Source organism: Allorhizocola rhizosphaerae (genome assembly GCF_003426775.1).
Classification (GTDB): domain Bacteria; phylum Actinomycetota; class Actinomycetes; order Mycobacteriales; family Micromonosporaceae; genus Allorhizocola; species Allorhizocola rhizosphaerae.
Window position 1 is genome coordinate 19,571 of record NZ_QJUG01000068.1, and the last position, 17,439, is coordinate 37,009.

The 17,439-nt window shown below is 67.0% G+C and carries 16 protein-coding genes; 8 read left to right on the plus strand and 8 right to left on the minus strand.

Translation table 11 applies throughout. The annotated features are described in order from the left end of the window. Positions 1–79 precede the first annotated feature (79 nt). Positions 80–970: a rhomboid family intramembrane serine protease gene (locus tag DM816_RS16770; RefSeq protein WP_246001992.1), complete on the minus strand. Its 891-nt coding sequence runs from the start codon at positions 968–970 to the stop codon at positions 80–82. A 9-nt stretch (positions 971–979) separates the two neighbouring features. Next, positions 980–1,525: a peptidylprolyl isomerase gene (locus tag DM816_RS16775; RefSeq protein WP_117211175.1), complete on the minus strand. Its 546-nt coding sequence runs from the start codon at positions 1,523–1,525 to the stop codon at positions 980–982. Between the two features lie 132 nt (positions 1,526–1,657). On the opposite strand from DM816_RS16775, the gene DM816_RS16780 reads away from it, so the two are divergent. Then, positions 1,658–2,311 carry a hypothetical protein gene (locus tag DM816_RS16780; RefSeq protein WP_117211176.1) on the plus strand — a complete coding sequence of 218 codons (654 nt, stop codon included), beginning with the start codon at positions 1,658–1,660 and terminating at the stop codon, positions 2,309–2,311. Positions 2,312–2,341: 30 nt separating this feature from the next. Here the strand turns inward: DM816_RS16780 and corA are convergent, their stop codons facing one another. The 5 genes from corA to DM816_RS16805 form a co-directional block, all read right to left on the minus strand. Continuing rightward, positions 2,342–3,406, minus strand: coding sequence for a magnesium/cobalt transporter CorA (gene corA / locus DM816_RS16785; RefSeq protein WP_117211187.1), 1,065 nt, complete (start codon positions 3,404–3,406; stop codon positions 2,342–2,344). 642 nt (positions 3,407–4,048) lie between these two features. Then, positions 4,049–5,143: an aminotransferase-like domain-containing protein gene (locus tag DM816_RS16790; protein ID WP_117211177.1), complete on the minus strand. Its 1,095-nt coding sequence runs from the start codon at positions 5,141–5,143 to the stop codon at positions 4,049–4,051. 54 nt (positions 5,144–5,197) lie between these two features. Continuing rightward, a complete protein-coding gene (locus tag DM816_RS16795) occupies positions 5,198–5,596 on the minus strand; it encodes a CBS domain-containing protein (protein WP_117211188.1) in 399 nt (132 codons plus the stop codon). A 338-nt stretch (positions 5,597–5,934) separates the two neighbouring features. Next, complete coding sequence (locus tag DM816_RS16800) at positions 5,935–6,714, minus strand: NmrA family NAD(P)-binding protein (protein ID WP_117211178.1); 780 nt, start codon at positions 6,712–6,714, stop codon at positions 5,935–5,937. Then, a complete protein-coding gene (locus DM816_RS16805) occupies positions 6,711–6,893 on the minus strand; it encodes a hypothetical protein (RefSeq protein WP_117211179.1) in 183 nt (60 codons plus the stop codon). The genes DM816_RS16800 and DM816_RS16805 overlap by 4 nt, the downstream gene beginning before the upstream one ends. A gap of 152 nt (positions 6,894–7,045) precedes the next feature. Between DM816_RS16805 and DM816_RS16810 the strand changes: the two genes are divergently transcribed. From DM816_RS16810 to DM816_RS16830, 5 genes are all read left to right on the plus strand, one after another. Then, positions 7,046–7,903: an Fpg/Nei family DNA glycosylase gene (locus DM816_RS16810; protein WP_117211180.1), complete on the plus strand. Its 858-nt coding sequence runs from the start codon at positions 7,046–7,048 to the stop codon at positions 7,901–7,903. A 249-nt stretch (positions 7,904–8,152) separates the two neighbouring features. Further along, positions 8,153–9,661 carry a sugar transferase gene (locus tag DM816_RS16815; protein ID WP_246001995.1) on the plus strand — a complete coding sequence of 503 codons (1,509 nt, stop codon included), beginning with the start codon at positions 8,153–8,155 and terminating at the stop codon, positions 9,659–9,661. A 245-nt stretch (positions 9,662–9,906) separates the two neighbouring features. Further along, positions 9,907–10,578 carry a response regulator transcription factor gene (locus DM816_RS16820; protein ID WP_211588744.1) on the plus strand — a complete coding sequence of 224 codons (672 nt, stop codon included), beginning with the start codon at positions 9,907–9,909 and terminating at the stop codon, positions 10,576–10,578. Then, positions 10,470–11,618, plus strand: coding sequence for a HAMP domain-containing sensor histidine kinase (locus tag DM816_RS16825; RefSeq protein ID WP_342768716.1), 1,149 nt, complete (start codon positions 10,470–10,472; stop codon positions 11,616–11,618). Before DM816_RS16820 ends, DM816_RS16825 begins: the two co-directional genes overlap by 109 nt. Continuing rightward, positions 11,605–13,266, plus strand: a complete 1,662-nt coding sequence (locus tag DM816_RS16830) for a DUF4153 domain-containing protein (RefSeq protein ID WP_117211183.1) — start codon at positions 11,605–11,607, stop codon at positions 13,264–13,266. The genes DM816_RS16825 and DM816_RS16830 overlap by 14 nt, the downstream gene beginning before the upstream one ends. A 770-nt stretch (positions 13,267–14,036) precedes the next feature. Here the strand turns inward: DM816_RS16830 and DM816_RS16835 are convergent. Beyond that, positions 14,037–14,255 (minus strand): hypothetical protein, encoded by a 219-nt coding sequence (locus tag DM816_RS16835; RefSeq protein WP_117211184.1) that lies wholly within the window; start codon positions 14,253–14,255, stop codon positions 14,037–14,039. A 1,471-nt stretch (positions 14,256–15,726) separates the two neighbouring features. On the opposite strand from DM816_RS16835, the gene DM816_RS16845 reads away from it, so the two are divergent. After that, complete coding sequence (locus DM816_RS16845; RefSeq protein ID WP_162907552.1) at positions 15,727–16,077, plus strand: LppU/SCO3897 family protein; 351 nt, start codon at positions 15,727–15,729, stop codon at positions 16,075–16,077. Between the two features lie 101 nt (positions 16,078–16,178). Next, on the plus strand, positions 16,179–17,439 hold a 1,261-nt coding region (locus tag DM816_RS16850), incomplete at its 3' end, for an MFS transporter (protein ID WP_162907553.1).

Genomic DNA, 17,439 nt, shown 5'->3' on the forward strand with positions numbered 1-17,439 from the left:
GTTCAGCCCATACATCGGGCCGAGTCTAGTCAAAGACCCGACTGATCGCACGACGGCGGTCAGGCGTCCGCGCCGCACGTCAACCCATAGCACCCACGGCGATGGTGATGCCAATCAAGGCCACGAATGTGACCACCAACGCCATCGACTGAATCAACGTCCGGTTTTGCCGGGGCGCATAGGCGAGACCCAGCCCGGCCACGGCGCCGGTCACCAGTCCACCCAGGTGTCCCGCGATGGAGATACCCGGGATGGTGAACGTCAGCACAATGTTGATCACAATGATCGGGATGACCGAGGTCGCGTCCCGTCCGAGCCGCTTGAGCACCAGGAAGTACGCGGCGAACAGCCCGTAGATCGAGGTCGACGCGCCGACGGACGGCACGTTGGGCGAGAAGATGTAGCACGCGACGTTGCCCCCGAGCCCGCTGAGCAGGTAGAGCGCGCCGAACCGGATCGGGCCGAGCGCGGCCTCCAGCGAGCGCCCCAGCACCCACAGCGCATACATATTCAGGGCGAGATGAATGATGCCCACGTGCAGGAACATCGCGCTGAACAGGCGATAATACGCACCGTCGTCGATGCCCGTGTAGATCGTGGGGTCGCCGACCACCTGGAACGACGGCCCGACCACACCACCGAGGTAGATCAGGCCACGCGCCCCGCCGAAGACCGAACCACCGAACGCCACGGCCCCGATGACGAACACCGCGACATTGAGGAAGATCAGGATCTTGGTGACATAGCCCTGTATGCCGATCTGCGAGCCGCCGAAATGGGTGAGGGCCGGGCGCTGCGAACGCCGGCCCTCGGCCACGCACTCCGGGCACTGGTGGCCGACCGAGGCCACCACCATGCACTCCGGGCAGATCGGCCGGTCGCACCGCGTGCAGCGGATATAGGTCTCCCGCCCAGGGTGGCGGTAGCAGACAGGGATCGTCGGTTGACCACTCTGGGCGGGTGAAGTCACCAGTCGAGATTAGCGCCCGATCTCAATTCGCTCGATGGTGACGGCCTCCCGTGGGCGGTCGCCCGCGTCCGTCTCGACCTTGGAGATCGCGTGGACGACGCCCTCGGACTCGGCGTCGGCCACCTTCCCGAAGATCGTGTGCTTGAAGTTGAGCCAGGTCGTCGGCCCAACGGTGATGAAGAACTGTGATCCGTTGGTGCCCGCGCGGTTGGGGCCCGGCCCGGCGTTGGCCATCGCGAGCAGATAGGGCTTGTCGAAGGTGAGCTCTGGGTGGATCTCGTCGGCGAAGGTGTAACCGGGGCCGCCCGTGCCCGTCCCCGTCGGATCCCCGGTTTGAATCATGAAGCCGTCGATGACCCTGTGAAACGGCACCCCGTCGTAATACGGCCCGCTGACCGGCGCGCCGTTGCGCGGGTCCGTGGCGCCCTGCCTCGTCCCCTCCGCCAGCTCGACGAAGTTGCGCACGGTCTTGGGTGCGTGATTGGGAAACAGCTCAAGGCGGATCGCCCCATGGCTGGTGTGCAAAACGGCGCTCGTCGGCAAGCTGTCTGCCACGTGTTTCTCCTGTTCATCTGCGTCCTGTTAACCGGGGAGATTCTCCCATGTGCCTGTTATGGGGCCGCCCGACGGGGCAGGATGCAAAGGGAAAGCACTACGGATGCGGGGGCATCCGAAAGGCGGGGGATCATGTTCGGATTCTCGAGGAAGACACGCGGCGAGCTGATGCGTGCCGAGCTCGGTGAGAGCTGGGACCACCTGCTCACCGCCGCGTCCCACGCGGCGAACGGGGTCGGCAAGTCCATGGGACCGCGTGCACATCAGATGCGCGGCGTGGCCATGCGCGGCTGGGACTCCACCGCGCATGCCTTCGCGCCGCTGGCGGTGGCCTATCGCCAGGGCGCAGCCGATGCGACGGCCGCCGCGTTGAAGCTCAAGAACAAGGCCAAAGCGGGCAAGAAGGGAAGGAACGTGTCCAATAAGAGGATGGGCATGCTGATCGGGCTGCTCGCGGCGGGTGCCGCCGTGGGCGCGGCCGGTGCGCTGGTCATGCGCCGCCGCAGGCGCCACCAGTGGTCGGAATACGACCCGAACGAGGCGTTGGACTCGATGTCGGCCGACGCCCGGTCCATGATGGACAAGACCGCGGGCAAGGGCGGCAGCACCATGGACAAGATGAGCCACCAGGCCAGCAAGGCGATGAACAAGGCGGGCGACAAACTTCACTCGGCCGCCTCGTCGATGCGCAAGACCGACTACAAGTCCGATTACAAGTCCAAGGCGGACGAGTCCGCCGAGGCGATCAACGACGCCACCGACAACATCAAGTCGAAGCTCAGTTGAGTCGCGGATCGCTTTGGCACGAGCAAAGAATCAGAGCCAGCCGTTGCGCCGCAAAGCCCGGTACAGAGCGAAGGAGATCGCCAACATCAGCGCGAGCATGAACGGATACCCGTATTTCCAGTCCAGCTCGGGCATGTGGTCGAAGTTCATTCCGTAGACGCCGGCTATCGCCGTCCACACGGCGGCGATGGCCGCCCATGATGCGATCTTGCGCATGTCGTTGTTCTGGTCGACGGTCACCTGCGCCAGGCGGGCCTGCATGATCGAGATCAGCAGGTCGTCGAACGCGTTGACCCGCTCCACGACCCGCGCGAGGTGATCCTGTACGTCCCGGAAATACTTTCGAAGATCCTTGGGGATTTCGGGGGTATCGGACACGAGCGCGAGCATGGGCCGCTGCAGCGGAAGCACGGCCCGCTTGAACTCGACCAGCTCCCGCTTGAGCTGATAGATGCGCTGCATCCGGCCGCTGGATTGCGGCTCGCGGGCGAACACCTGCTCCTCGATCGAGTCGACGTCCTGGGCTATGCCGTCCGATGCGGACAGATACAGGTCGACGACCTGGTCCATCACGCCGTAGGCCACCGCCCACGGGCCCTGCCTCAGCAGCTCGGGCTTGCGCTGCAGGCGCTCGCGCACCGGCTTGAGCCGGCACGCCTCACCGTGCCTGACCGTGATCACGAAGTCCTTGCCGAGCAACAGCATGATCTGACCGGTGTCGACCACCTCGGAGTGCTCGGTGAGCTCGGCGTGCTCGACGTAGCGCGCGGCCCGCAGGGCCATGAACCACACCTCGCCGAACTGCTCCAGTTTGGGCCGCTGCCCTGCGGCGACCACGTCCTCGACGGCGAGCTCGTGCAGCCCGAACGCTTCCGCGATGCCGGTCATCTGCGCCGCGCTCGGTGCGTGCAGGCCCAACCAGACGAACGCGCCGCGCGTGGCACGCGCCACGTTGAGCGCCTCGCGGTAGTCGAGAATGCCGTCGTCTTGCCGCTTGCCGTCGAGGTAGAGCGCACAGTCCACAATGGCGTCATGGTCGGGCGCCTGCACGGGCACGCCCGTGCCCGCCGCCTCGACCGCCCACATCCGGCTCATCGCCCGCGCACGGGCGGCGAACGCCCGCGTCAACCGCTCACTACTGGACTTGAAGTTCTCGTTGGCCACGGCATCCACCTCCCGCGATCAGAAAAACATCCCCCGTCAGGTTAGCCGCGCCTCACCCGCCAACCCCTGAGCCCCGATTTGAGCCCCGTCTCCGACCGCAACCACCCGTCAGATACCTTCCGATCCACTTTGACCCCTGTCTTCCGCATCGCCGTTGCCCTTCTCCGGACTGAGCGATCTTGGGTAAGCCACAGGCTTGTGCCCCAAGATCAGGAGGGAAGAGACCGGCTTAAGGGCGGCGATGCCTCGCGAGTTGCTTGGCACGAGCAAGGAGGCACAGAGGGTGCCGGGTGGACCGTCCGCGATCGGGGGGATGGGGGTGCGGGCGGCCCACCCGGTTTTAAGAAGGTGCGGCATGCGCGACAGAGGGCGCGTGCCCACCTTCTGGGAACGACACCCGGGGTGGGGGTGGGTGACGCTCCTTCAGGGGGATGGAAGGCAAAGTCTGTGCGTCGCTATGCCTAGGTGCGCTAGACAATGACGCCCGACGCATTGTGATCCGGCTAGCACGCGCTAAGGAAGGCGATGGTTCTGTCGGTTTCCTGACAGAACCATCGTCGGATTAGTGATTTTTCAGCCTCGTACCGCTTCGACCGCTTCGGCCAGGCGGCGCACACCCTCGTCGACCTGATCCAGCGTGACCGCGCTGAACGCCAGGCGCAGCTCGTGCTCACCGCCCTCTAGCAGGAAGTCTGAGCCCTTGACGACCGCGACACCGCGCTCGGCGGCCGCCGGGGCCAGCTTGTCGACGTGAACATCGTCGGGCAGCTTGACCCAGAGGAAGTAGCCGCCATCGGGCTCGGTCAATTCGATGCCGGGCATCCGTCGACGTAACGATTCGGCCAAGACCGTTGCCCGCTCGGCCAAGGCGGCGCTGACTGTCGCGATTGAACGGTCGATGTCACCGGACACGCAGAACTCGTGCACGATGCCCTGGGCGACCTGCCCGGCGGAGATGTACAGGTTGGTGGCGTGCTTGGCGATGTCGTCGATCTGCGCGGTCTGCGCGATCAGGTAGCCCACGCGCACACCCGGGCACACGGTCTTGGTGAACGAGCTCGCGTGGACCACGACTCCTGCCGTGTCCAGCGAGAGCATCGAGGGCAGTGGCTCACCGCGGAAGCGGATGTCGACGTAGGGGTCGTCCTCGAAGATGGTGAAGCCGTATTCGGCCGCGAGGGCGAGCAGCTCGTGACGCTTGGCGAGGGAGAGCGTCGTGCCGGCGGGGTTTTGGTAGTTGGGGATGATGTGGGCGAGCGTGGGGCGCACGCCCGACTCAAGCAGCACGCGCAATTCGGCCACATCGAGGCCGTCGGGGTGCAGCGTGATCTGGTGGACCACCGCGCCGCGGTTGCGCAGGTTGAGCAGCGTGCGGTCGTACGTCGGCTTCTCGACGATCACGTGGTCGCCGGGCTTCACGAGATAATCGAAGATGAACGCGTCGGCCTGCAGCGAGCCGTTCGTCACGAGCACCCGGTCGGCCTCGACCGCGTGCTTGTCCGCGATCCACTTGCGCAGCGGCGGGTACCCATAGGAGGTCCCATAGGCGGTAATCCCAGCGGGATCGGCGGCAAAGGCGCGGACGGCGGCGTCCGACAGGCCCTTGATGTCGATGATGTCCAGGCTCGGCGCGCCACGGGCAAACGAGATGAGCTGCTCGGCGGTCATGCCGGACAGCCTAACGAGTCCCGCCGGAGCCCTTCACGAAGGGCGTTTGGCTGGTCAGACGGTGGCGGTCGCCTCCGCCTGGCGCCTGGACCACTCGCGCATCAGGTCGCGCACGGACAGCACACCGATCACCTCGTCGTCCTCCACGACGGCGAGGTGGCGGAAGCCGCCACGGGTCATGACGGTCGCGGCCTCTTCCAGGCTCCAATCCGGGTGGGCGTAGACCGCGTCCCACGTGATGTGGTCGCGGCACGTCTCCACATCGGGATCGCACCCCTGGCCGATCGCATAGAGCACGTCGCGCTCGGTCATGATCCCGCAGCCCTCGCCCTCGGGGTCGTGAATGACCGCCGACCCGACATGCCGCTGCATCATGAGCTGGGCCGCCTGGCGCAGTGTGTGCTCGGGGCCGATCAGGAGGACCGGCTTGCTCATCGCTTGACGGACGGGAATTGGCTGCATCATCAAATCACTCCCTCGGAACGTGACCCGTTGAACGCACCGTACGGACATCGTGACCGTCTTGTGGGCAACTCACAAGACTTGTTATGGAATGAGGTTTGTGCTGCATCTAGCCGACTTCTACGCCGCGAACGGGGAGGCGGGATCTACTCCGAGGCGCTCAGCCGGCGCCTCGGCGCGATCCTCGCCCTCTACGCAGCGCGTTTACGCGTTCGACCGACGGTGGTCACGCTCGTGGGGCTGGTGCTCGTCTTCGCGCGCCGGGCCGGCTCATCTGGTTTGTGCGTTCCATGCGCTCGTGAACACGGTCTTCCTGCTCGTGAGCCTGTTCACGCCCACACGGCTCTGGCGTAGTCCTCGAACCGGCGCGGCGGCCGCGCGGTCACCCCTTCGACCGCGTCGGTGGGCACCTCATCGCCCTGCTCGCGCAGTGCCCGGAATGCCTGGAGCTCACCGAGCATCTGCTCGCGCGGCCGACCCTGTGCCTTCACGTAGTCGTCGTCCCCGCCGAGGAAGCGGATGGTCCGGCCCGACGCGCGGCTGATGATCTCCAGGGCCTCGGCGAACGACAGCGCGTACGGCCCGGTCACCTCGTAGGTTTCGCCCGCGTGTTCGTCCCCGATCAGGGCCGTCGCGGCCACGGTCGCGACGTCCTCGGCGTCCACGAATGCGTAGCGCGCATTGCCCAGTGGCAGGGCGACCTCCCCGCCCAGCACCGCCTCGCGCAGGAAGCCCTCGTCGAAGTTCTGGTTGAACCAGGTGGCACGCACGATGGTCCACTCGGCATCGGCTGCGCGCACGGTCTGCTCCGCGGCCATGAGCCGCTCGTCGCCCATCGTCTCGATCGACCGGCTCGACAGCAGGACGATGCGCCGCACGCCCCACTGCACGGCCGACTTGACGAAGGCGGGATCGACGGCCACGCCGTCGGGCGCCATCAGATACATCCGCTTGGATCCGGCGACCGCCGACTGCCACGAGCCCGGTTCTGACCAGTCAAAGTGGACGTCGCCGTGGCGGGACGCGGGGCGCACGAAGTGGCCGCCCGAACGCAACTGATGCGCAACCCGGCGGCCCGTGGTGCCGCTTGCGCCCAAGACCAGGATCATGTCAGCTCCTTGAGTACAGTCCCGACGCGCACACGTGCCGGTAGTTGGATCAGATCGGCGTCGGGGATCGTGACGGGCGACCAGATCGGCGCGAGCGGCAGCGGCAGCCGGCGCCAGGCGGGCATCTCGCTCACGGACGGCAGCGGCGGCACGACCTGCACGCCGGCCTCGGCCAGCATGCGGATCTCATGCTCGACGAGGTGGGTGTGGGCACGGTCGCGGCAGGAATCAGCAAGGCGCACGCCGACCAGTTCTCCCCCGACGGCGGCGCCGGCCGGTAGCGATGGTGCGCGACCAGGACGCGTAGCGCCATATGGAGCACAATAGGTCCGTGCCAGAGTTACCCGAGGTAGAAGCGCTGACAGCGTACCTGCACGAGCGCGCGGTTGGCCTGACCGTCGAGCGGGTCGACGTGTCGGCGATCAGTGCGCTCAAGACGTTCGACCCGCCGATGTCGGCCGCCTCCGGCCGCACGCTGACCGGAGCCGCACGCCACGGCAAGTTCCTCGACCTGCAGCTGGGCGACGATCTTCACCTGGTGATCCATCTGGCCCGCGCGGGCTGGCTGCACTACCGGGAGGAACTCCCGAAAACCCTGCTCAAGCCGGGCAGCGGACCCATCGCCGTGAGAGTGCGGCTCTCTGACGGTTCCGGATTTGATTTGACCGAGGCCGGTACCCAGAAAAAGCTCGCGGCTTATCTGGTGAAAGACCCGAAGCAGGTGCCGGGCGTGGCCAGGCTCGGGCCCGATGCCCTCAGCCTCGATGTCGACGGGCTTGCCGACCTGCTCAAGGGCAAAAACTCCCAGATCAAGGGCGTGCTGCGGGACCAGCAGATCATCGCGGGCATCGGCAACGCCTACTCCGACGAGATCCTGCACGCCGCGAAGATGTCCCCCTTCGCGCGGGCCGACAAGCTCACCCGGGCACAGATCGAGCAACTGCACCAGGCGATGGTCGACATCCTCACCGAGGCCGTGACCCGGTCGGTCGGGCAGAAGGCGGCCACGCTCAAGGCCGAAAAGCGCGCCGGCATGCGGGTGCACGGTCGCGCCGGCCAAAAATGTCCAGTGTGTGGAGATGTTGTGCGCGAGGTCTCGTTCGCGGATTCGAGCCTGCAATACTGCGCGACCTGCCAAACGGGCGGCAAGCCGCTCGCCGATCGACGGCTTTCGCGCCTGCTTCGCTAGTTTCCCCGTCCATCCAGGCCGGTTATAGTGTGCCGGTCCTGATGTCCCTGGGGTGGCCGACAACCTCGGACATACCGTGCGAGACTGAACGTCGTGGGTAACCCCCGTCAGCAAACGCGTTCAGCCGGCTCGGCCGTAGCGACGACCGGCGGCATCGCAGGGCAGGCAAGCGACGTACGGGAGGACCCAGCAAAGGTGTCAACGAGCCTGAGACATCCCACCCCCGTATCCGACCCTCGCCTGCCTAAGCTGTCTGGAGAAGCTGCAGGTTATCTCCCAGATCGGGGCAGGAGAGCGGAGACCAACGGCGTTGCCCGCAGCGCTTTCGCGCGACCGGCCGCGAGACGGGCGAAGTGGCATCGCTACTACGTGCTCTGCCTCATTTTGACCGACGTGCTGTGCGCCGTCGCGGCCACGCACACCGCGGTGTCCATATTCACCAACGACCGCGTCACCGCCGGCTTCGACGACGACCGTGTCTTCCAGCTGATTGCCTATGTGGGCTTGCCGCTGGGCTGGCTGCTGCTGCTGTGGGCCAACGGCGCCTACGACCGGCGCGTCGTCGGCATCGGCACCGAGGAGTTCAAACGCGTGTTCCGCGCGGCGATCGCCGTGCTGGCAAGCGTGGCCTTCATCGCGTTCGGCGTGAAGGTCGACATCTCCCGGCTCTCGGTGGCCGTGGTCGTGGTGTCCGCGATGGTGTTCATCCTCGCGACTCGCATGCTGTCCCGCAAAGCGCTGCATATCGTGCGCAAACACGCCCGCCTGGCCAACCACCGCATGCTGCTCGTCGGCTCACTGCCCGAGACCCTGTTCGTGCACAAGGTGGTCGCGCGGAACGCGGCCACCGGTCTTGTGCCCGTCGCCATCCACCTGACCGAAAGCGTGCCCGCGTCGCGGCGTGCCCAGGTGCCGGTGCCCGTCTATCACGGGCGCGACCTGGTCGAGCTGGTGCGCGAGCTCAAGGCCGACACCATCGCGGTGTGCGGGTCGGCCGGTGCCGAGCCCGACGAGCTGCGCCGGCTCGCCTGGCAGCTCGAAGGCACGGGCATCGATCTCGTGGTCGCGCCCCAGCTCACCGACGTGGCCGGGCCGCGCGTGCACATCCGGCCCATCGAGGGCCTGCCCCTGCTGCACGTCGAGGAGCCCAAGCTGTCCGGGCTGGCGTGGCTCGCCAAAAACCTGCTCGACCGGGTCGCCGCCACGCTGGGCCTGATCCTGCTGGCGCCGCTCTTCCTGATCATCTCGATCACGATCCGGCTCACCGATCCCGGGCCCGCGTTCTTCCGGCAGCTGCGCGTGGGGCACGAAGGCCGCGTGTTCAAGGTTTGGAAGTTCCGCACCATGTACACCGACGCAGAGGAGCGCAAGAGCAAGCTGCTCGCCGAAAACGAGGGCGACGGCATGCTCTTCAAAATCAAGGACGACCCGCGGGTCACGCCGATCGGGCGCATCCTACGAGCCACCTCGCTGGACGAGCTGCCCCAGCTGATCAACGTGGTGAAGGGCGAGATGTCGCTGGTCGGGCCGCGCCCGCTGCCCGCCGAGGACGGCGACTACCTGGGCGACGTGCGGCGGCGGCTGCTGGTGCGCCCCGGCATGACCGGGTTGTGGCAGGTGTCCGGGCGGTCCGACCTGAGCTGGGACGAGGCCGTGCGGCTGGACCTGTATTACGTGGACAACTGGTCACTGGCCTACGATCTGGCGATCCTGTGGCGCACGGTCGGAGTCGTCATCGGCCGCAAAGGTGCCTATTGATTTACGCAGCGGCTTGACTCGGACCGCTTTCGTGGCCGAGTCAAGCCGTGCGAAAGACGTCAGGTTCACTGAGCAGGTGGTCCAGTCCGGGTTTTTGACCGCTTCGGGATCAAAAGCGGCTCCGTAAGGAGCTGCATATGGCACACAACTTCTCCACAACCTGCGGCTATGGTCTGTGGCATGAGCGTGGGCCTGCCCGAGTGAATCAACAGGCATGCCCCGCGGAGCGCAGCGGAGGGAGGCCATTGAAAAACCGGCGGATTCTGGTGGTGGAGGACGATCCGGCCATTGCGGGGTCGGTCGTCGCACGGCTGCGGGCCGAGGGGTTCAGCGTGGATCACGCGGCGAGCGGGCCGGCGGGCGTGGAACTCGCCGCGCGGCTCGACCCCGATCTCATCGTGCTCGATCTGATGCTGCCCGGGTTCGACGGGCTGGAGGTGTGCCGGCGGGTCCAGGCGCGGCGTCACGTGCCGGTGCTCATGCTCACCGCGCGTGACGACGAAAACGACCTGCTGGTGGGGCTCGCCGTGGGCGCGGACGACTACCTGACCAAGCCGTTCTCGGTGCGCGTGCTGGCGGCACGGGTGCACGCCCTGCTGCGGCGCGCGTCAGGTGCGCGCGCGGCGGATGCCGTGCTCTCACTCGGTACCCTCCAAATCAATAAGAATGAGCGGCGGGTACGGCGAGACGGCGTCGAAGCTCATTTGACCCCCACCGAATACGATCTCTTGATTTATCTGGCGGAGCGGCACCGCAGCGTGCTGTCGCGGGAACGGCTCCTGGCCGAGGTCTGGGGCTGGGCGCAGGGTTGCGGCACGCGGACCGTCGATTCGCACATCAAGGCATTGCGGCGCAAGCTCGGGGCCGACCTGTTCCGGACCGTGCATGGTGTCGGATATGCCTTAGAAGCCACATGATTCAGCAAATCCAGCGAATTTTCGAGCGGCTGCCCCGGCCACTGGATCCGTTTCGGTCAATCAAGCTGAAGCTGAGCATCCTGCTGGGGATCTCGGGCGGCGCGGGGATCTCGGTGTTCTGGATCCTGATCGGCTCGGTCGCCTGGCGCACCGCGTTCACGGCCGCTTCGGTCGGCGTGATCATGTTGCAGATCTTCGCGCACGGCATGACCAAGCCGCTGCGCGAGATGACCGCGGCCGTGCAGGCCATGGCCCGCGGCGACTACAGCCTGCGGGTGCGTGCCACCAGCCGGGACGAGGTGGGCGAGCTCGCGCGGGCGTTCAACATGATGGCCGCGGACCTCGGCGCGGTGGACCGGCAGCGACGGGAGCTGCTGGCCAACGTGTCGCATGAACTGCGCACGCCGATCACGGCCCTGCAGGCGGTGCTGGAAAACCTCGTCGACGGCGTGAGCCAGCCCGACCCTGAAACGCTCAAAACCGCGCTGGCCCAGACGGAACGGCTCGGCCGGTTGGTCACCGAGCTGCTGGATCTGTCCAAGGTGGACGCCGGAGCCCTCGCGCTGGAGCTCGAACCGATTGGTGTCGCGGACTTCCTCGCGGATGTCGTCTCGGGCGCCCGGCTGACTCATCCGAACGCCCATTTCGAACTCACCAAAGTGGATGAGTCTCTGACGATCTCCGCCGATCCGGGACGGCTTCACCAGGTATTTGCCAATCTGCTCGACAATGCGGCCCGGCACAGCCCTGTGAGTGAGCCGATTCGGGTCAGCGCGGAACATCACGGAACGGTTACGGTCTTCGAGGTGGCCGACCGGGGATCCGGTGTGCCACCACTGCAACGGCAAGCGGTGTTCGAGCGTTTTACCCGAGGCCACCCCTCCAGCGGCGATGGTGGCACCGGGCTCGGGCTGGCCATCGCGCGTTGGGTGGTCAACCTGCATCAAGGCACCATCGCGATCGTCGATCCGCCGGATGGGATCGGCTGTCGCATCCGGATAATCCTTCCCTGCACTGGAGCCCCCGATGACCACAACTGACACCCCACAAGAGGTCGCGTCGACCCCTGATCAGGCGCCAGCGCCCGATCAGGCGGCAACGCCGCCCACGTGGGAACCGGAATCGCCCGCCAAACCGCCGTCAGCGTCACTGTTTCCGCCGATACCGCCCCCGCCGCCGGGGTTCATCGCGACGCGGTGGGCGGGTCCGTCGTACGGGGGTGGTCCGGCCGCGTGGCTGGCCGCGCTGGTGGGCGGGCTCGCCACGGCCATCGCGCTGCCGCTGACCCGGCCCGGGATCGGGTGGTTCCTGGTCGGGCTGGTGATCGTCGGGACGGTGGCGCACGCGGCAAGGTACGCGCCGATCCCCGACGACCGGACTGAGCGGCTGGTGCGGGCAGGCTGGGCCGTGCTCGCGTTGGCACTGTTGTCCGTTGGCACGTTCCTCAACGCTTATTGGCTGCACTACATCTGCGCGCTGGGTGCGCTGGGCTGCTTCGCGCTGGCCGTCGCGGGCGGGCAGTCGGTGCGGGCGGTCATCTTCGCGGCGGCGACGCCCGTGCTGGCGTTCTTCCGCTCGATCCCGTGGCTGTCCAAAGGCTTCGGGGCGTGGAACAGGGCGCGCGACAAGCAGACCACGACCAGCCGGACCGGGCTGGCCATCGTCGCCACGGTGGTGCTGCTGGTCGTGTTCGGCGGGTTGTTCGCGTGGGCCGACGCGGCCTTCGCCGAGATCGTGAGCAACGCCATCCCGGACCTGAACTTCGTGTCCATCCGGAACGGGCTGCTCAAGCTGATCATCGGTGGGCTGCTGACGGCGGGCGCGATCTTCGTGGTGCTGGCGCCGCCGGATCTGTCCGGATTGGAGCGTCCGGCATCGCGGCGGATCGGCACGATCGAGCTGGTGCTGCCGCTGGGCGCGCTGGTGCTGCTGTTCGCCGGGTTCGTGGCGGTGCAGATGTCCTATCTGTTCAGCAAGGCGGCGCCGAAGGGGCACACGTTCTCGACCTATGCGGTGCAGGGTTTCGGCCAGCTGGTCGTCGTCACGCTGCTCACGCTGGTGGTGATCGGGTGCGCGGCGCGCTGGGCGCCCAAGGAGACCCCGCGGGAGCGGCTCATCCTGCGTGCGCTGCTGGGCGCGTTGGTGGCGCTCAGCCTGGTCATCGTGGCCTCGGCGGGGTACCGGATGTGGCTTTATATGAACGCCCTGGGATGGACGCGGGAGCGGCTGTTCTTCGGTGCGGTCGAGATCTTCCTCGGGTTTGTGTTCCTGCTGGTGATCGTGGCCGGGGTGCGGCTGCGGGCGGCCTGGTTCCCGCGGGCGATCATCGCCAGCTTCGCGTTGATGCTGCTCGGGCTGGCTTCGGTGAACCCGGAAAGGTATATCGCGGAGCAGAACATCAACCGATTCGAGGACAACCGCAACAACCCGGCCTATTTGAAGACCTTTGATTTGGGGTACCTGCAGTTCCTCACGAGCGACGCGATTGGTGAGCTGGTCAAGCTGCCGGAGCCGTACAAGAGCTGTGCGCTGCTACGGATCCAGGACGATCTGGAGAACACGTCTGAGCAGTGGTACTCGTGGAACCTGTCCAGGCAGAACGCCGCCGCTGAGATCAAGAAGCACCAGATCGACCAGGACGCGTGCAGCAAGTGGAATGAGCTGCGCGCCCGGAACGCCTCCCGATGATTCTTAGGTGAGTGTGCTGGCTCACCGAATAATCGTTTGAGCCGAGTGGTCGGCTGCGGTGTAATAATTGGCATGAACATCTTCAGGCGCCACCGCAGCCGCACCGCGTCGACCGCGACATCGCATCACGTCGGTGCCCGGCCACGGGCTCGCGACGCCAGGGACATGGTGCTCAGCGATCCGTTGACCTCATCCATCCTTCGTTCACTTCGATGACTTAAAGCCCCGGGATCTTCCGGGGCTTTTAAGTTTTCGCTGGTGGTGAGGGTGGCACGGCGGGCGGGAAGGACTCGGGTTCCACTTCTAGCGCGGTCCCGGTAGTTTGGGCAGCGCACACGAGGAGGACCGAAGATCATGTCCGAAACACCGCAGCAGCACGGCTGGCAGCCGCCAGCGTTCGGCCAGCCGGCGTCAGGCCAGGCACCCGAGGAACAAGAGCAGGCCGAACAAGGCACGCAGCGCGCGTTTGGACTCTTCGAGGCACCGGCCGCGCCGGACGAGTTCCCGGCGTTCACGCCCTATACGCCGGAGATGTCTTCTGCGTCGGCTTCTTCGTCGTCGCCTCCTTCTTCGTCGTCTTCCTCGTCTTCTTCAGAGGAAAGCTCGTTTCCCGGGTTCCCGTCGGAAGAGCCGCCCGCCTCGACTTATGTTCCCGCGCCCGCGGTGATGCCGATCCCCGGCGTGACGCATGACGCCTTCCCACCGGACGCGGTGTCGACACCTTCGTACGATGGTTGGTCCACATCGTCATCGTCGTATGACTCGGGTTCCTATGACACGGGCACGGCTGACGACTCGGGGGCGGCCGCGCCGCCGCCGGCCGCATATGAGCCCCCGCCGAATTCATACGAGCCTTCGGCCGACCCGTACGAGTCTCCGTCCAATTCATACGAACGTTCGGCCGGCTCATATGAGTCTCCGTCCAATTCATACGAGCCTTCGGCCAGTCCATACGACCCGCCGTCCGCTCCGTTCGAGTCTCCGTCCATTCCGGAGATTCCAGAAGCGGCGGTCGGCGGGCCCGCTGGTTCGTGGTCGGCGTTCGCCGCGGGCAATGCGCCCAAGCAGTCGGCGCCAAAACCCTGGGAGCCGCAGTCGGCGTCCTCCTCGTTCGACGCCGTCAATGAGCCGGAACCGGTCCCGGCGCCGTTTACCTACGAGGAGCCGCCACCGCCCCCGGCCGCATTCATCGAACCACCTGCGGCATACACCGAGCCCCCAGCGCCGGTCTTCAGCTCGCCATCGTCTGACTTCAGTTCGCCTTCGTCAGATTTCGGGTCGGCGTCATCTGACTTCAGTTCGCCATCGTCTGACTTCAGTTCGCCATCGTCTGACTTCAGTTCGCCTTCGTCGGATTTCGGGTCGCCATCGTCTGACTTCAGCCCGCCTTCGTCGGATTTCGGGTCGGCCTCATCTGGCTTCGGTGAGTCGGCGTTCTCCGCCGCTGGCGGCCCGCCTGCTAACGATTACTCGGCTAGCGGCCCGCCTGCTGGCGACTTCTCAGCTGGCGGCCCGCCTGCTAACGATTACTCGGCTGGCGGCTCGTCTGCTGGCGGCTCGTCTGCTGGTGGCGCCTCGGCTGGCGGCTCGTCAGCTGGTGGCGCCTCGGCTGGTGACTCGTCTGCCGGCGGCTCCTTCACTGGTGGCGAAGCGTCCGCTGCCGATTATCGCGAGCCGGTGCAGGACCCTTCGTCGCTTGGTGACAGCGTTGCAGGGGCGGCTGCGGCTGGAGCCGCCGCGGTTGCAGGGGCGGCATCGGCTTCGGTGCGTGTGGCTGCGGCCGTGCCGCCAGCCAGCCGGATCAGCCCGACGGAGGTGCCACCCGCGCTGTCCAAACCCACTGGGCGTGTGTACGGCTCGGCAGCCGCCGGGACCGCAGTGCCGCCATCGCCGGAGGCGCCCGCACGGTCGGCCCCCGAGCCGGTCGGCGCAGGGACAGGGGCGGGGACTGGATCGGTGAAGGCCACGGCACGGGCCGTGCATGTCTCGCAACCCGACCCGACGGCGGCCGTGCCGACCGGACGGTCGTCGACGGTCTACGGTTCGCCCGCGGGCGCCACGGCGACCGCGCCGCCGGAGCCGATCGCACCAGCTCAGCCGCCGCCCAATCTGCCACGGCAGGGACGGCAGCACACCTTCAGTGATCTGTTGGAACAGCAACCTCCCGGTTCGCCCGTCGCGCCGATGTCACCCGCCGTGCCGGCGCAGCGCGGACCGCAACTGCCGCAGCATCAGGTACCGGCCGGGGCCGCACAGTCCAATTACGACCAGTTCGCCACGCAGTCCGGGACGGCGTACCCCGCCGTCACGTCGCCCGCCCCCGGGACGCCGTTCTCACCTGGGGCTCCACTCTCACCTGGGGCTCCACTCTCACCTGGGGCTCCACTCTCCCCCGGGGCTCCGTTACCGCCGGGAGCCGCGCCATCTCCCGGGGCTTCGCCTTCGCCTGCAGCCTCGCCGGTGCCTGCAGAACAAAAGCCGGAGCGGAAGGGACGACTGATCGTCGGGGTGCTCGCCGGATGCGCCGCGCTGCTCGCCATCGCGTTCGGTGTGCTGCTGCTGCTCGACCGGCTCGTGTCCGGTCCGCCGTTCGCCGTTGGGGACTGCGTCAAGCAGCAGGGGCAAAACGAGGCCGTCAAGGCGGACTGCTCCGAGACAGGTGCGTTCAAGGTGGTGTCTGCTGTGTCGTCGAAGAGCGAATGCGACCAGACCAAGCCCACCGTGATGTTCGAGAGCCAGGTCTTCTGCCTGGCCCCGGCCTCGGGCGAAACCCCGCGACCGGCGGCCTCGTCGTCGGCCGCACCGCAGTAGCCGGCAGCAACGGGGTGTGACGGAACGGCCCGGTGTGGCCGTGGACACAGGGCCGGTTAAATCGGTGGCTGATTGTCATACCCCGGCGAAAGACTGGCGGCATGTTTCGTGAAGCCATGCCCGCCAGCCCAAAGGCCCGGCGCATCCTTGTGGGCACCATCTTTTCCGCGCTCGGTCGTGGCTTCACGCTGCCGTTCCTGTTCATCTATCTCACCGAGGTGCACGGCATTCCCGGCAGCACGGCGGGGTTGCTGATCGGCTGGTTCGGCCTGCTGACGCTGTTCGCGGCCCCGATCGGCGGCACGCTGATCGACCGGTTCGGCGCGCGCCGGGTGGTGCTTCCCGCGCTGGTGCTCGAGGGTCTGGCGATGGGCGGGCTCGCCCTGGCCAGCCAGACGTGGCAGTTCGCGCTCACGATGACCTTCGGCGCACTGGTGGGCAGCTCGATCTGGGCCGGGCAAAACACCATTCTCACATCGGTCACCAGCGACGGCGAGCGGCAAAAGGTGTTCGGCCTCCAGTTCGCCCTGCTCAATTTGGGCATCGGCGTGGGCGCGGCCATCTCTGGGTCCGTTGTGGACACTGAGCATCTGCCCAGCTTCCAGGTGATCTATCTGCTCAACATGCTGTGCTACTTCGCACCCGTGGTGGTGCTCATGTCCATGCCTGGCGTGGGGCTGCGGCTCGTGGAGCCCCAGCCGACGGCCGAGCGCGGCCGGCAGCGGGGCTACCTTGAGGTGCTGCGGCACCGACCGTTCCGGCGGCTGATCCTGTTCAGCCTGCTCCTCACCACCTCGGGCTATGCCCAGCTGGAGGTGGGATTCTCCGGATTCGCCATCAACGTTGCCGGGGTGTCGCCGCAGATCGTGGGCTACGCCTTCACCGCCAACACGGCCGTCATCGTGCTGGCGCAGCTGTTTGTCATCAAAAAGATCGAGGGCCGCAGCCGCGCGACCTCGCTCGCCTTCGTCGGTGCCATCTTTGCCGTGTCGTGGGTCGTGCTCGGCCTGGCCGGGGTCGTCGACGGCGCCAGCGCGATCGTCAGCGCCCTGGGCGTGATCAGCTTCGCCGCCGTTTTCGCCTTCGGCGAGACCCTGCTCTCGCCCACGCTGCCCACGTTGGTCAACGCGCTGGCCACCGACGAGCTGCGCGGGCGCTACAACGCGCTCGCCGGCATGGTGTGGGGCGTCTCCGGCGTCGTCGCCCCAGTCAGCGCGGGGCCACTGCTGCAGCTCGGCCTGGGCGGCGTGTGGATCGCCCTCGTCATCGTCGGCTGCCTGACCGCATCCCTCATCGCCATCTCGCTGCGCCGCCTCATCACCCCGCACGAAGACGGCCGCGCCCCCGCCGACCCGCCCGCCG

Bases quoted from the DNA above. Each gene is read 5' to 3' on its own strand.
- DM816_RS16805 (WP_117211179.1), bottom strand. From the start codon at position 6,893: ATGCTGGCCGAGGCCGGCGTGCAGGTCGTGCCGCCGCTGCCGTCCGTG.
- DM816_RS16830 (WP_117211183.1), top strand. From the start codon at position 11,605: ATGACCACAACTGACACCCCACAAGAGGTCGCGTCGACCCCTGATCAG.
- DM816_RS16780 (WP_117211176.1), top strand. From the start codon at position 1,658: ATGTTCGGATTCTCGAGGAAGACACGCGGCGAGCTGATGCGTGCCGAG.
- DM816_RS16790 (WP_117211177.1), bottom strand. From the start codon at position 5,143: ATGACCGCCGAGCAGCTCATCTCGTTTGCCCGTGGCGCGCCGAGCCTG.
- corA (WP_117211187.1), bottom strand. From the start codon at position 3,406: ATGAGCCGGATGTGGGCGGTCGAGGCGGCGGGCACGGGCGTGCCCGTG.
- DM816_RS16800 (WP_117211178.1), bottom strand. From the start codon at position 6,714: ATGATCCTGGTCTTGGGCGCAAGCGGCACCACGGGCCGCCGGGTTGCG.
- DM816_RS16835 (WP_117211184.1), bottom strand. From the start codon at position 14,255: ATGGACGGAGACTCGAACGGAGCGGACGGCGGGTCGTATGGACTGGCC.